14 protein-coding genes and 1 pseudogene are annotated in these 12694 nt (G+C 58.4%); 4 read left to right on the top strand and 11 right to left on the bottom strand.

The genetic code is table 11. The features are described 5' to 3' along the window. Positions 1-139 precede the first annotated feature (139 nt). Both ACHMW7_RS23860 and ACHMW7_RS23865 read right to left on the bottom strand, forming a co-directional pair. The gene (locus ACHMW7_RS23860) at positions 140-553 is read right to left on the bottom strand and encodes a nuclear transport factor 2 family protein (RefSeq protein ID WP_395447912.1); all 414 of its coding nucleotides are present in this window, start codon (positions 551-553) and stop codon (positions 140-142) included. 226 nt (positions 554-779) lie between these two features. Beyond that, complete coding sequence (locus ACHMW7_RS23865) at positions 780-1028, bottom strand: hypothetical protein (protein ID WP_395447913.1); 249 nt, start codon at positions 1026-1028, stop codon at positions 780-782. Between ACHMW7_RS23865 and ACHMW7_RS23870 the strand changes: the two genes are divergently transcribed. Continuing rightward, positions 1027-1419, top strand: a complete 393-nt coding sequence (locus ACHMW7_RS23870; protein WP_395447914.1) for a phosphotransferase — start codon at positions 1027-1029, stop codon at positions 1417-1419. The genes ACHMW7_RS23865 and ACHMW7_RS23870 overlap by 2 nt on opposite strands. 502 nt (positions 1420-1921) lie before the next feature. Here ACHMW7_RS23870 and ACHMW7_RS23875 read toward each other — a convergent pair. The 3 genes and pseudogenes from ACHMW7_RS23875 to ACHMW7_RS23885 all read right to left on the bottom strand — a co-directional run. Next, a pseudogene (locus ACHMW7_RS23875) lies at positions 1922-2098 on the bottom strand (DUF427 domain-containing protein); the annotation flags it as partial. Beyond that, the gene (locus tag ACHMW7_RS23880) at positions 2074-2319 is read right to left on the bottom strand and encodes a hypothetical protein (protein ID WP_395447915.1); all 246 of its coding nucleotides are present in this window, start codon (positions 2317-2319) and stop codon (positions 2074-2076) included. The gene ACHMW7_RS23880 and the pseudogene ACHMW7_RS23875, both read right to left, overlap by 25 nt. Positions 2320-2428: 109 nt before the next feature. Then, a complete protein-coding gene (locus ACHMW7_RS23885) occupies positions 2429-2977 on the bottom strand; it encodes a DUF982 domain-containing protein (protein ID WP_395447916.1) in 549 nt (182 codons plus the stop codon). Between ACHMW7_RS23885 and ACHMW7_RS23890 the strand changes: the two genes are divergently transcribed. Further along, positions 2949-4742, top strand: a complete 1794-nt coding sequence (locus tag ACHMW7_RS23890; protein ID WP_395447917.1) for a PAS domain S-box protein — start codon at positions 2949-2951, stop codon at positions 4740-4742. The two genes, ACHMW7_RS23885 and ACHMW7_RS23890, sit on opposite strands and share 29 nt — an antisense overlap. Positions 4743-5120: 378 nt before the next feature. Here the strand turns inward: ACHMW7_RS23890 and ACHMW7_RS23895 are convergent, their stop codons facing one another. From ACHMW7_RS23895 to ACHMW7_RS23920, 6 genes are all read right to left on the bottom strand, one after another. Next, on the bottom strand, positions 5121-6209 hold the full coding sequence (locus ACHMW7_RS23895; protein WP_395447918.1) for a sensor histidine kinase: 1089 nt from the start codon (positions 6207-6209) through the stop codon (positions 5121-5123). Positions 6210-6417: 208 nt separating this feature from the next. Continuing rightward, the gene (locus ACHMW7_RS23900) at positions 6418-6603 is read right to left on the bottom strand and encodes a hypothetical protein (protein ID WP_395447919.1); all 186 of its coding nucleotides are present in this window, start codon (positions 6601-6603) and stop codon (positions 6418-6420) included. A 397-nt stretch (positions 6604-7000) separates the two neighbouring features. Beyond that, positions 7001-8647, bottom strand: coding sequence for an OmpA family protein (locus ACHMW7_RS23905; RefSeq protein ID WP_395447920.1), 1647 nt, complete (start codon positions 8645-8647; stop codon positions 7001-7003). A gap of 393 nt (positions 8648-9040) precedes the next feature. Then, positions 9041-9718, bottom strand: a complete 678-nt coding sequence (locus tag ACHMW7_RS23910) for a DUF1236 domain-containing protein (RefSeq protein WP_395447921.1) — start codon at positions 9716-9718, stop codon at positions 9041-9043. A gap of 410 nt (positions 9719-10128) precedes the next feature. After that, positions 10129-10605, bottom strand: coding sequence for a YihY/virulence factor BrkB family protein (locus ACHMW7_RS23915; protein ID WP_395447922.1), 477 nt, complete (start codon positions 10603-10605; stop codon positions 10129-10131). A 311-nt stretch (positions 10606-10916) separates the two neighbouring features. After that, on the bottom strand, positions 10917-11399 hold the full coding sequence (locus ACHMW7_RS23920) for a DUF982 domain-containing protein (protein ID WP_395447923.1): 483 nt from the start codon (positions 11397-11399) through the stop codon (positions 10917-10919). A 277-nt stretch (positions 11400-11676) separates the two neighbouring features. On the opposite strand from ACHMW7_RS23920, the gene ACHMW7_RS23925 reads away from it, so the two are divergent. Continuing rightward, positions 11677-12081 (top strand): host attachment family protein, encoded by a 405-nt coding sequence (locus ACHMW7_RS23925; protein ID WP_395447924.1) that lies wholly within the window; start codon positions 11677-11679, stop codon positions 12079-12081. 86 nt (positions 12082-12167) lie between these two features. Then, positions 12168-12671: a hypothetical protein gene (locus ACHMW7_RS23930; RefSeq protein WP_395447925.1), complete on the top strand. Its 504-nt coding sequence runs from the start codon at positions 12168-12170 to the stop codon at positions 12669-12671. Positions 12672-12694: the final 23 nt, after the last annotated feature.

Raw genomic sequence — 12694 nt, forward strand, 5'->3', positions numbered from 1 at the left:
AGGACGCATTTCGATACAACACGCGAGGTTACTGCCGCCTCAGCTGTAGTCTGATGTAGCCGTCGCGGGGGTAGGCAGCGTTTCAGGCAGCTGCGCACATTACTCCCGCGACAGCAGATGGGTCTTCAGGCGGGAAATTCTAGGTCGTGCGATCTCGGCCAAAGGGATCGCCAAGCACTGACTCCGTATGTAGGGCAGCAAGCCACTCACCATCTTGGCGAATCCAAGTCGTGGCATCGGCTGCCCTCAAAGTCAGTGGCTTGCCCTCAACTTCCATATCCTCGGTCACCGTATAGGCAACAACGGCGACATCCGTGGATGGGAACATCACCTTAATATCGTCGAGTTGGAAGGCCTTCAGTTGCCACAGGCTATCCCCTTGCCTCGCCATGCCACGATAATCGTCATGGGTGAGCATTGCCGTACCCTGAGCTCCCGCAACGATGGACTCGTCGGCCAGCATCGCTACCGAACCTTCGATGTCCTTATCCACCATTGCCCGCCAAAATTTTCGTTCCAGATCGATGATTTCTTGGGGGTCATGTTGTTCCATCGTTCGTCTCCTCGGGGTGGAGTATGATGAACTATGTGTTGAGCGGAAAAGTTCCCGGCCGGGCAGCCCGCCGTTGGACCGTTCTCCTATCGCCGTGGGATCGCCAGGAGAATTCTAGACTGCCCGGACGCTTTGCCTCGGCAGCGCTCGCGCTACTGAGAAATCCTGTCCGCTGAAACACAATGAGGCCAGAGGGAGATCGTCGTCGATGCGATATCCAACGCGCTCAAGCAGTCTGCTGCACGACCAGCGTTAGAACGTCATCCTCACTAAGCCCTGCTGCCACCACTTGGCTGGGGTCAAGTCCGGCCGAGGCCAACGTCAATACCGCCCGCCTTGACTGCCCGATTGTGTCCTGCATTCCCTTGAGATCGTCTGCGGAAGTTTGATCGATGATGTCCTCGACCTCATGCTTGGCAGGCAGCTCCAAGGTTTCCACCGCTCGGCGCTCGTCGGCGGAGATTTTCCGTCGCATGATCGTGAATGGCGCCGCAGCGATGGGGGCTACGCTGGACACCGAGGCGCGGGCGCAACTAACCCTCCGGCAGCAGATCGCGACCGATGTGGTGCGTCGCTATTTTGATGCGGGCTTCACCGTGGTCTACCAGGACATTCTCATCGGGCATGACCTTGTCGCTGCTGTCGAGCGCCTTTGCGACCTCAATCCGCGGGTGGTGGTGCTGGCCCCTTCGGTGGAAATATTGGCTCAGCGTGATAGAGAGCGGCCAAAGACCGGCTACTCCGATGGGTTCCCTCCCTCCGTCCTTGCCGGTGCCCTTGCCCGCGAGACGCCACGCATTGGTCATTGGATCGATTCCTCGGCTTTGGACGTGGAGCAGGTGGTAAACACCATACTCTGCGATTGAAGCCCGCCGGCCTGCGCTGTCGTCTTACGTGCTGTTGCGGTTGCAGAAGAGGATTTGAACCTCGACCGATGAGGCTGGCGAGCTAGCCTGCTCCGTAGACAGGAACCTTACTCGACACCGCAGGTTGCCGTACAAACTTGAAATCGCAACTCGCAAGCAAGCGCGAAACTTCCGCGGCCCCAATGACAACGTAGGCCGCCGAAAACAGGAGCTCTGCGGACAAGGACGGCAGCACTGAGCCAGTTGATGAGACCAACGAAAAGACGCGTCGCTCAGGCGGTAAAAATGCGCCAGGTTTGGCGACGCCCTGCGGCAGACGGCCTGGCTACCGGATGAAACGGGCCCGCTTTTGGCAATCTTGACGCCTGGATCGACCGGTCCATGATGTCCAGCCCGTGCTTTCACTCCAGCTTTGTGGTCTGCCAGGATGTGAAGCATCGCCAAATCCTTGGCGAAATCCCAGCCTTGGATGACTGCGTGGCTGCAAACGAGGTGGGTCTGCTCACTCCACAACTTGTGGAGTGTGCTGCCGATCTTCCTTAGGCACCGCCTCTATACGGGCGCGCTTGCTGTCAAAGGCTCCATGCCGCGCGATCATAGCGGCTTGCGGTTCGGGCGTTTCATAGGCCCACATGAAGTTTTCCGCCGCTTCGCCTACCGCATTGACACTCCAATAGCCGACGCTGCCGAGTTCCGTCTGAAAGGTCGTGGTGTTGGTTTTTGCGAGAAAAGAAAGTCGAAATAAATATCTTCAAACGGGATGAAGAACACCGAGTCCTTTCCCGGCTGCAACATCATCATCGCGTTCTTTGTCGACGCGATCATGGCATCTGAGAACGAAACGTTCACGGTTCCATCGAAAGGTTTAATCGTCGTTTGCACATCCATGGGGTCGGCCATCTGAATCATCCTCATTGTAATCGCGCGCGGCCCTCGTTTCGCGGTCGAGGACCATCATAAACCCTGGAACGGCCAAGACAGGGAAAGGTTCATGAGGCCCAAATTCATCTCAATCGTTCATCTTCGCTTCGGCCAGAATGCCTGCTTCACGGCAAAACAACTCAAACACCTCGCCCGCCTCATGGGGATCGATCGAACCCGCGGCTGCTGATTGAAGGCTGTTTGAGGCGAGATAAAAGAAGGGCCCTCGCCTGTTTGGCGGCCATGCGGCGAGGAATTCGAGCGCTTCGGCAAGGGAACTGATAACGCAGATCGCGAGATCGCTCTCCTTCACCCAAATATGTGACCTGAATTCCATCAAATCCAACGCGCGTAAAGAGATTTTGGTTGCGTCATTAGGCCTTCCAGATCGAACGGCTTTTGAACGTGCGCGCGGCCCTTGGCGTTGGCGGCGGGTGCACAACGCAAAGCCTACGTCCTCGGCGGCGGCGATCCCGCACCGGCGATCGTCACCTTCACGACCGAGATGGCCTCGGTGGCCGTCGAGTATCCTTGCGCCCCCAGGACCGGCGAGCGGAACAAATTGTAACAAAACGCGTTGGGGTCCGTTCAAGTGAGGCAGGAACGGAATGAATGAAGGACCGCAGGCGAGCGCCATCGCCTCTAAGGCACCGGAAATGTCCGGTGAAGATAGTCGGGACTTCGATTATCAGGATTTTTTCGAGAACGGGGCGGTCGCACTCCATCTGGTGAACGCAGATGGGGTGATTCTGCATGCCAACAGGGCTGAGCTTGACCTTCTGGGCTATCCAGCAGAGGACTACGTCGGCCGGCACGTTGCCGAATTCTATCCTGACAGGGCCGTGATCGACGACATTTTGGAACGGCTCGCGCGCGGCGAGCGGATCGCGAGATATCCGGCTCGATTGAGAGCCCACGACGGATCAATCAAGCATGTCGAGATCACGTCGAGCGGCCATCTTCGGGATGGCAATCTCATCAACACCAGATGCTTCACGGTTGACGTGACCGACCTTGAACGGACACGCACGGAGCTAAGGCAGCAAGACAATACCTATCACCAGATTCTCGACGGCCTTCCGGTTGCCATATACACGACCGATCGGCACGGGACGATCACCTACTATAACCGCGCCGCCGCCGAGCTTGCCGGTAGGGAGCCGGAGCTCCGGAAGGACAAATGGTGCGTGACGTTCAAGTTGTTCACTCCCGACGGCAAGGAATTGCCCCATGACGAGTGCCCGATGGCGATCGCGCTCAAGGAAAACCGGCCGGTTCGCAACCAGGAAGCCATAGCCCAGCGTCCAGACGGATCCTTCTTTCCGTTCCTGCCCTATCCGACACCGATACAGGATGAGGACGGCAATCTGATTGGTGCCGTCAACATGTTACTGGACTTGACCGACCGGCACCGAGCCGAAGAGACCAGCCAGCATCTGTCAGCAATTGTGGAGTCCACGTTCGACGCAATCGTCAGCAAAGACCTCAACGCCGTCATAAAGAGCTGGAACCATGGCGCCGAACGGCTATTCGGCTACACCGCCGACGAGGCGATAGGCAGGCCGGTTACCATGCTCATCCCAGATGACCACCAGGATGAGGAACCTCGCATCCTCGACCGCATTCGCCGTGGCGAGCGGGTGGAAACATACGAAACAATTCGTCAGCGTAAGGATGGCAGCCTGGTTCCTGTCTCGCTTACGGTCTCACCCGTACGCAACGCAAGCGGACAGATCATCGGCGCATCGAAAATTGCCCGGGATATCACCTCGGCAAGGGAAAACGAGCATCGGATTCGCTTGCTGATGCGCGAGGTCAACCATCGCGTCAAAAACCAGTACGCCGTCATCATTTCGATGATCCGCGAGACAAACAAGCGGGCGGAAACTCTAACCGAGTTTGAACGACAGCTTCGCGAGCGGATCATGGCTTTGTCGCGCTCGCACGACCTGCTCGTCTCCGAAGACTGGAAAGGCGCCACGGTTTTCGAACTCCTATTGGCACAGGCCAAACCATTCGGCAACGAAGAGCGAATTTCAATGTCCGGACCATCAGTCGTCCTCAGCCCCAACGCGGTCCAGTATCTCGGGATTGCATTCCACGAACTCGCGACAAACTCGGCGAAATACGGGGTGCTTTCTGGTGACGAGGGCCAGATTTCCGTCAGATGGAACATCACCGGCTCTGGCGCCTCCAAGCTATTTCACATGACCTGGGACGAAACAGACGGGCCGCAAGTTCAGACCATCGGACAAGGCGGCTTTGGAACCGTGGTGCTGAAGCGGGTGGCGCCTGCGGCAGTCGGCGGAAAAGGAGATCTCGAGCACGGCTCGCATGGAATCACTTGGAGCTTGCGGGCACCGTTGGCTGAGGTGGAAGCGTCTGTCGCGCACGAAGCCTAGAAACTTTGAGAGGCTCCTCACCGCCCTCGACATTTGCCACATTGCCCACGCTGCTCCGCAGGGCACTTGTCAATGAGGCTACCCGCCCGTTCCTCCTAAGGGCGGAGCAGCCCCCGGTTTGTTTGAGCACGGCGCCCAAGAGCACCGCCGCAGAGTGTCGGTACTCTTGAGCGCGCTGCTCAGAGGTCGCGGCGCTTCTGTTCTTCCTGCGTGAAGCGCGTCAAGCGCCATTTTCTCCATTAGAACAGCCCGCTCCCCGATTACCCGGAGTGCAACGCGGAAAGCCTCATCGACAGAACCCTCCTGCTCGTTAGCCAAAGCTTCGGCGGTGTAACGATGACCCACCTGACAGCGGAAACGTAGCGGCTGCCAGTGGCGTTAGTTCGCTGCGGCAGCAGCCGACCGTTTGAAAACGATAGCTACCCGGGTTCCCTCCGTGGCACTTGAGTTGACGTCGAATTCCGCCTTGGCATTCTCAGTCAGCGAGTGCGCAATCAGCGCCCCCAGCTTACCACGCTTGGGCCAGCTCTCCCCTTCAGGCAGCCCGATCCCGTCGTCCGCAACGACGACCCTGCAACCATCGCCGTTGACGATGCTGTGGAGGGTTATTGTGCCACCGTCACGCCCGCGGAAGGCATGTTTGAGCGAATTGGTCAGCAGCTCGTTTACCACCAGCCCTGTCGGCATGGCGACGTTGATTGAAACTGGATATGTATCCACCTTCATGTCGAGGCGAATGCCCTCGACCGCATGCGAGGTCATCACCGCTGACGCGATCTGGCTGAGATAGACGCCGAGATCGACCTCATCATTCTGCTCGTCAGCTGACAGCGTCTGGTAGAGGATCGCGAGTGCGTCGACGCGGCCTGCGAGTCTTTCGAAACGCTTCTGATCCGGCTCGGTGGCATTTCGGGTTTCCAGACGGATCAGCGCGGTGATCATCTGCAAATTGTTCTTCACACGATGCTGCAACTCGCGCAACAGCGTGTCCTTTTCGCGCATGCGCTCGTCGACCGTGCGCGGATCCTCAGTCTCGCCATGAGCGGACACGTCGACAAGCGCCACGAGCCGAAAGCAAATCTTGCCGTTGTCGTCCTCGATAAGATTGGAATAGACGTCGACAAGCGCCTGCTTGTCCTCGTCGCGCTCCATCCGAAAGGTGCCGACGAAATCGGCTTCCTCGATCACGGCCTCGGCCAGTGGCCGGTCCTTTTGCTGGTGGAGGCCGACGCCGGAAAGTGCGGACCAGTTTTGCCGGGTAAGGCCGGCCGCCGTCAGGCCCGAGAGTTTTTCAAATTCGGGATTGGCATAGACAACGCGCTCCTTCGCCTTAAGGTCCGAGACCGCTATGGCAATCGGCACCTGGTCGAGAAATTTCTTGAACTGTTCGCTTTCCAGCGCAGTGGCAAGGTCAGCTGTATCGAGCAGTTGCTCGACAGCCTCGGCTTTATCTGCATCGGATGTCATCTGCGGCGCCTGTTCTGGAAATGGGCGACATCAATACCAGCGATACGGTACTCCCGCTATTGCCAAAGCAAAAGGCGGCAAGGCCCCCGGTCAGGATTAGGAGGCCTGGTGTCGCGGAGCGGCAGGAGTGAAATGCAGTCTCTCGCGGTCGTAATTCAGTTCGACTTTTCCGTCGCATTGCAGGACAATCGTCCATGGGCCGAACGATTTAGTTGGTGCCAGCTTGGCTGAATACAACCGTTCCGTCGTCCTTGCGCACCTCCACCGCTACGATACCCTCCTGCTTTCTAGCGGAGAAGGCCGCCAGCGCGTGGTCCCGTGCGGCCTTCTCGGCGTCGAACGGCACTTTCTCCACAATGCCGTGTTTGCCGTACCAAATGAGCGTATAGGCCATTGTTGGGACGTTCCTTTTCAGTCGTTTTCTCCAGCGCGGTGGGCCGCTGGATTTGAAACATCCCGCGCATCAGTCTCACATTGCGTGACAGATTTGCTTCTGGCGGCGCCGATCTCAACTACTCTGAAAGCACCCTCGGTGCTTGCTTGGGGCACTGAGGCAGCGGCACTACCCAGCGCCCCCGTCTCGATTCGTCCTGGTGGCCGCCGCTGACAATGTTGCGAGCGCTTCAGCCTCAGATGATCCAAGAGGCCATCAAAAACTCGGCGCCCATTCAAAAATGCCAGCAACTCCTCACTGCTTGGCTCTTTCTCGCACGAGACGATGCCCCCTTAGGGGAACCGCACCTGGCAACCGAAGGACCCGCGGCTCGTTGTCAAGCCGCGGGTCTTCGGACTTATTTAGCTGCTGCCACAGGCGCCACCAACGGCGTGATGCGACGGACAGCAACGCGCCGATTTTGGCGGTTGGATTCCTCGGTGTTCACCTTGAGATACCGCTCCCCATACCCCTGTGGCGCCAAGTTCTCCGGTGGGATTGCGAAGCTGTTCGTGAGCGCCTCGGCGACCGCTTCTGCACGCCTGTCCGATAGGGCCAGGTTATCGAGGTCGGAACCCACGGCATCGGTGTGGCCTTCGATTAGGAAGGTTTCCGCCGGATTCTTCTCAAGCAGCCTTTCCATCGCCTTCGCGACACCTTCCAGCTTGACGACCTCGCTCTGAGGGATTTCCGCGGAACCAAACTCGAACGTCAGGGTGTCGAGATCGACGCGGCGGGCAATGTCACGGACACGAGCGGAGCGCTTGACCTCGTCGATCGAATAGAGCCTTTGCACTCGCTCTACCGGTGGTTTTTCAAGGAACTCATAGTAGTCATCCGGTTCCTGGACGTTCGCTGCCACCAGGATGTATTCGTTGGCCGGAATGGTTAGGTGGATCGGTCCCAAGTCAAGACCCGGATCGCGCCAGTCCCCGACTCGATCGTAATTGAGCTCATCGACGTAAACGAGCACGTATTCGCGGCCATCTGGGGTGATCCGGGAGCGGCGGATGACGTCGCCATATCGGTTGCGTATGGTAACAATCTGCGTCCCGTTCTCGCGCACGATCGTTTCGCGTGTCCGTCCGCGCGGCAGGTCCTCATAGTAGACCTCGCGCGCGCCCCGGCTCATACGCGGCCGGTCATTGCTCTCGACGATCACCTGATTGTTGATCTGGATGATGATGCGGTCGCCAATCTCACGCAGGACATCGACGCCTTCTGGCCTTTCCCGACGGCGCATATCTTGGTCGGACGCTCGCTCGACGCGAGTACCCTTTTCGACCGTGACTGGTTGGATTTCCGCCGGCTGTGCGGCTTCGGTGGCGGCCGCGTCGGATGCGGGCGGCGGAGCCTGATCCAGCTGTGGGGCCGGCTGAGCTGCCTTGTCCCCAGCCTGGCCCAGTTGGCCACCGCCTTCTTCCGCTGGGGCTTCCTTTTGGCTGTCAAGGAGCGGTGCTGGATTTGGATCAGCGGGCTTTTCGCCCGATTGCGGAGCTTGACCTCCAGTAGTCGGCTGCACAGGTTGGTTGGCCGGAGCCTCCGGAACTGATGGCCCAGCGGCAGGCTGCTCCGCTGGTGGCTGATCCGACGGAGCCGGTGCGGGTACCGCCGCAGGGACCTCTGGAACTGGTTGCTCAGCGGCAGGCTGCTCGGCCGGTGGCTGATCAGACCGGACCGGCGCGGGTTCGGCCGCAGGCGCCTCAGGCGCGGGCTGATCAGACGCCGGAGCTTCCGGCGACGGCGTTGCCGGCGCTTCAGGCGCAGGGTTTGTCTCCGGCACCGGGGCGGGCACCTGTTCAGCTGGAGCCCCTTGCCGCAGGCGCAATGCACACGCTTCCGCTGTCTCGCCCTCGAGGCAATCGGCTTGAACCACCATCTCCAGTGTTCTCGTCAAGTTCGGCGAGGCTGCCAACTCGTTGCCAATCGACATTGCACCCGATTGCGAAGAGGCCATCAGCAAGCTGAGTGCAGTCCCCGCCAGAATCCTGGGGTGGAATTTCATTATCAATCTCCAGCAAAAATAGGTCCCGTCCGTGTCGTAACATCTCTCAGACGCGATGGTTCCGCTGGACCGAGTAGGCATTCCTATCGAATTATTCTCTTTCAGCGCCGTTCCACCGAACACTGCTGCAGCCGCCGCCTGGGAGGCGCAGCGGTCGGGTGGTGATGCCTCCTCCTAAGAAACCGCAGAAGGTCCTGCTTTGACCGATTTCGAGGTATGGCGGCGCCACCTACAGCGCAGCACGGTTCACAGGCGGGTCAGGCCAAGCAAGCCTTTTGCCAATTTGCTCCCGGTAGCGGAATTCGTGCAGAAATCGAGCCTGCTTGAGAGGCCGCCCAGCTACCTTTGATACACCTGTAAGAAAAGGGGCCGCCAATGGCGGCCCCATAACCACTATCTTACAATGTAGACAATCTGGCGGGACTTAGCGTCCACCAGTACCGGCTGTCCGTTCACATAAACATACCGGTACTCGTAGTCGGGGATTTCTCGAAGCTCCACCGTCTCGGGCAGGCCTGCACCGACCACCACTTCGCCGTCTAGGTAGATGGGGTCGATCTTGTTTGTGGTGACATAGGTCCGCACCTTCTCCGGCGGATCGATTACTGTGCCCGCAGCACCTCCGGCAACAACACCGGCTGCGCCGCCAACTGCAGCGCCTACAGGCCCGGCAATCAGTGCGCCTGCTACGGCTCCCGTTACCCCACCCGCGACTGCCCCTGCATCCCCGCCGCCCTTGTCGGCCGGCTCAACAACCTTGACTCCTGAGTCAGCAGGACGCTCCGTCACGATAACTTGGGTGCCGCCGAAATCCCCGGTCAGGTAATCGGAGTAAACCCAACCTTCCCCGTTGGCGGTTGCCACCGAGCACCACTTGCCACTTTTGAGGCAGCCATTGAGGGTCGTCGACTTCCCTGCTCCGATCACGCCTATTACAGGGTGTTGGGGCCCCGGGCCAGCTCTGACATTTAGATCCGTTGTTGCCGAGACACTTGTCTGGGCGACTGAAATTCCCGAAAGCGCCAGTAGCGTTGCCGCAGCAGTAGCGGCGATTGCGAAATTGCTATTCATTTCAATTCTCCATTCGACGTCCCTTCCGCAAGAACGGAACGGGCTGACTTCCGTTCCGCAGAAATAAGAGCACTACCAAAAGACCCCGAGGCCAAAGACCACGGTGCCGCCGTACAGAATCAGGAGGGCTCTAGGGACAAGAAATTAGCCAGCCTTGCTCTGCCTCGACCGACCTTCGGCACTGGCGGCAATGGCTCGGTACTGATCAGAACGCCGGCAATTCTGGCGAAGCTGATAAAGGCCTGTCGTGCCTGTTCGACGGATATTTGCCCGGCGATTTGCCGCATTGCAGCTTCTCTCGGCGCAGGTGAACACCGGCGTGTCAGCGGCTCCGTCATCGACTCCTCCTCGTCTGAAGCACGGGCTGCCCGACCTTCCACTGTCGAAGCGCTCCAACCAGGCCGCTCATGCTAAGATGACTGGCGTAATGCGAGCCCCAGCCGCCTGATCCTGATAGCGCGATTGATCTCGCCGCCAAATATAAGGACCAGCGCTGCCAGATAGAGGAAGTACAACGCCGCGATCACCCCCGCGATCCCGGCATAATAGCTCGCATAGTTCCCAAAAATTGTCAGGTACCAGGAGAAGGCGATCGCCAACATCAACCAGACCAAGACGGTGAACAGCACCCCCGGCCACATGTTTGAAAATCGTGTTCGACGTGCTGGAAGAAAAACGTGGGCTGCGAACAGCGCGATCATCAAAATAATGGCCGCGGAGGGATATCGAACAATATCGAAGATGGAAAAGGCAGGCTGGATTCCAGGAAAAAGGCGATGAGCAATCAGACCAACAAGGGGAGCCGCTACCAGGAGAAAGGCGACGATGACGAAAGTCAGCCCGCCTCCAAGCACAACCAACACCTGAGTGACGAAGACGGCAAGCATGGAGCGGTCCTCTTTGACGTCGTAGGCGCGGTTGAGCCAGACGACAGGTGGATGTTCTAGACCATCTGCAGCAAAAACCCGCGTCGCTTGGTGGTCAGCTACCGGTTGATCGCCCTTTGAGACGAGAGCAAGGGCTGCGTGCGAGCGTGAGAAACGATCAGTTGGTTGTGCTCGGACTGTTGGGTCTCAATCGGATTTACTCTCCTGGTCTGCAGCGGCCATCCGAACAGCGAAATCGACGACCTCGTGCCCTGGGACTAAATCGTCGACCAGGGAACTAAAGGCCGTCGCCTGAGAACAGCGCTCACCATTCAACGCTCCGCCTTCAAGATCCTCGCCTCTCGCAACAATGACGCACGATCAGTGCCAACCATCTCGATCAGTTTTCGCGCCTGAGCCTCGGTGATACCCGTTTCCCTTGCCAGGAAACGGGTAAGAAAGTCTTCTTGCTCCTCCCTGTGTCCACGATCGCGCCGTTTCTCATCGGCGATGTAGGACGACTTGGGCTGCTCTACCGAACGGAGCGATGGGGCGTCGCCATCGCGTTGAACGCGTTGCACGTTGAGGCCAGCCTCATGCGCGGCTGCTAAAAATGCGCGGCGGGCATTTTCAACATCGTCCGCGGTAGACAGTGAGCCACTGCAGGCCTGCAGCGCGTCCCGGTAGCTTGAGCCGTGCTCCTCGGGCCACTTCTCCATCATAAAGATGGCAGCCTCGGAAGCACTGCGCAGCGTACGAGTATCGCCAGATGCCAACTGAACTGTCACTGGAATTCTGAAGAATGCATCGTGCATGGTGTCACCCCGTACCTGCCCAACTCAGCAAACGGCGTGCGACGTCATTCGTTCCACGGACAGTGTAGTGCAGTTTTGTAATCAGGTGGCCGGACGCTCACAATGATTCCGGCATGTTGTCCGGAGCTTACGTCCGATCGGCGCGGCGATGATGGGCCGGCCTCGATGAAAGGTTCTTCCTGACGCATCCATCGGTGACTTGAGACGTTGAGACTCACGTCAGCACGCTATCTATCGAAGTAGGTAGCCGACGATTGGCGCAATTTCGGAGATTCCCATGATTATTCCCAAAGGCGCCATCGTTGCAGTTGCTGACGGCGAGAGGCTCAACTTGTTTCGCAACTCAGGAGACGAAGCCAATCCAAAACTCACTGCTTCGGCAGTGGAAGACGTAACCAACAGTAACAAGGGGTCCGGGGCCCGTCATCAGAGCAGCTCCGGCAATCCAGACAACAGTCAAATTGACGAAGACAGTTTCGCAGCCGGGACTGCCGACATGCTCAACCGACAGGTTCTCGGCGGACAAATCTACAATCTGATCATCATCGCCGCTCCTCGAACGCTTGGGGAACTGCGTAAGCATTATCATCAGAAACTATCGGCGGTGCTTGTTGGCGAAATCGCCAAGGATCTCACGGGCCATTCGGCCCAGGAGATAGAGAAAGCAGTGGCCGGCGCCTAGACGCGCGAACAGGCCACCTACACCCCGCATATTCTCACGCCTGCGCTGATTGAAGTATCGCGCATGCTAACCTGAAAGATTCAATCATGACAAAAACCCTTTGGCTACTGGCCGCAGCAACGCTTTGCATCGCGGGGCCTGCGCATGCCGCCGACGGCGCCTTTCTGAAATCGCTCGCTGGGAGCTGGGTTGGCAAGGGCATGGTCAAAGTCGATGCTGATTCCCAGCCCATCAAGATCAACTGCAAATTTGCGTCTGACGCTACTGAGAGCTCGTTGTCACTTGATGGCAAATGTACAGGTTACGTGGTCTTCTCGCGAGCGATCGGCGCCGACGTCAAGACCAATGGCAAAACCTATACGGGCACATACACTGGATCGAGCACTGGCCCTGCCGGCCTCAGTGGCAAGCGCTCAGGTAACGCCTTGGTTCTTGGCATACACTGGGCGAAAGAAGTCAATGGCGACCGGGCAGCCCAGTTGAGGCTAGAAAAGGTTGGAGCCAATGGCATGCGTCTGACGACGATTGATGAGGACCCTGCGACCGGCAAAAGCATTGTAATCAGCAAGATTGACCTCAGCCGTTCCTAGTGTTTTTAATCGGTCAGGTTCGG

Source organism: Aminobacter sp. UC22_36, from assembly GCF_044056035.1.
GTDB lineage: Bacteria > Pseudomonadota > Alphaproteobacteria > Rhizobiales > Rhizobiaceae > Aminobacter.

Bases quoted from the DNA above. Each gene is read 5' to 3' on its own strand.
- ACHMW7_RS23860 (WP_395447912.1), bottom strand. From the start codon at position 553: ATGGAACAACATGACCCCCAAGAAATCATCGATCTGGAACGAAAATTT.
- ACHMW7_RS23885 (WP_395447916.1), bottom strand. From the start codon at position 2,977: ATGGCGCTCGCCTGCGGTCCTTCATTCATTCCGTTCCTGCCTCACTTG.
- ACHMW7_RS23930 (WP_395447925.1), top strand. From the start codon at position 12,168: ATGACAAAAACCCTTTGGCTACTGGCCGCAGCAACGCTTTGCATCGCG.
- ACHMW7_RS23900 (WP_395447919.1), bottom strand. From the start codon at position 6,603: ATGGCCTATACGCTCATTTGGTACGGCAAACACGGCATTGTGGAGAAA.
- ACHMW7_RS23870 (WP_395447914.1), top strand. From the start codon at position 1,027: ATGATCGTGAATGGCGCCGCAGCGATGGGGGCTACGCTGGACACCGAG.
- ACHMW7_RS23915 (WP_395447922.1), bottom strand. From the start codon at position 10,605: ATGCTTGCCGTCTTCGTCACTCAGGTGTTGGTTGTGCTTGGAGGCGGG.
- ACHMW7_RS23865 (WP_395447913.1), bottom strand. From the start codon at position 1,028: ATGCGACGGAAAATCTCCGCCGACGAGCGCCGAGCGGTGGAAACCTTG.
- ACHMW7_RS23880 (WP_395447915.1), bottom strand. From the start codon at position 2,319: ATGGCCGACCCCATGGATGTGCAAACGACGATTAAACCTTTCGATGGA.
- ACHMW7_RS23925 (WP_395447924.1), top strand. From the start codon at position 11,677: ATGATTATTCCCAAAGGCGCCATCGTTGCAGTTGCTGACGGCGAGAGG.
- ACHMW7_RS23905 (WP_395447920.1), bottom strand. From the start codon at position 8,647: ATGAAATTCCACCCCAGGATTCTGGCGGGGACTGCACTCAGCTTGCTG.
- ACHMW7_RS23910 (WP_395447921.1), bottom strand. From the start codon at position 9,718: ATGAATAGCAATTTCGCAATCGCCGCTACTGCTGCGGCAACGCTACTG.
- ACHMW7_RS23920 (WP_395447923.1), bottom strand. From the start codon at position 11,399: ATGCACGATGCATTCTTCAGAATTCCAGTGACAGTTCAGTTGGCATCT.
- ACHMW7_RS23890 (WP_395447917.1), top strand. From the start codon at position 2,949: ATGAATGAAGGACCGCAGGCGAGCGCCATCGCCTCTAAGGCACCGGAA.
- ACHMW7_RS23895 (WP_395447918.1), bottom strand. From the start codon at position 6,209: ATGACATCCGATGCAGATAAAGCCGAGGCTGTCGAGCAACTGCTCGAT.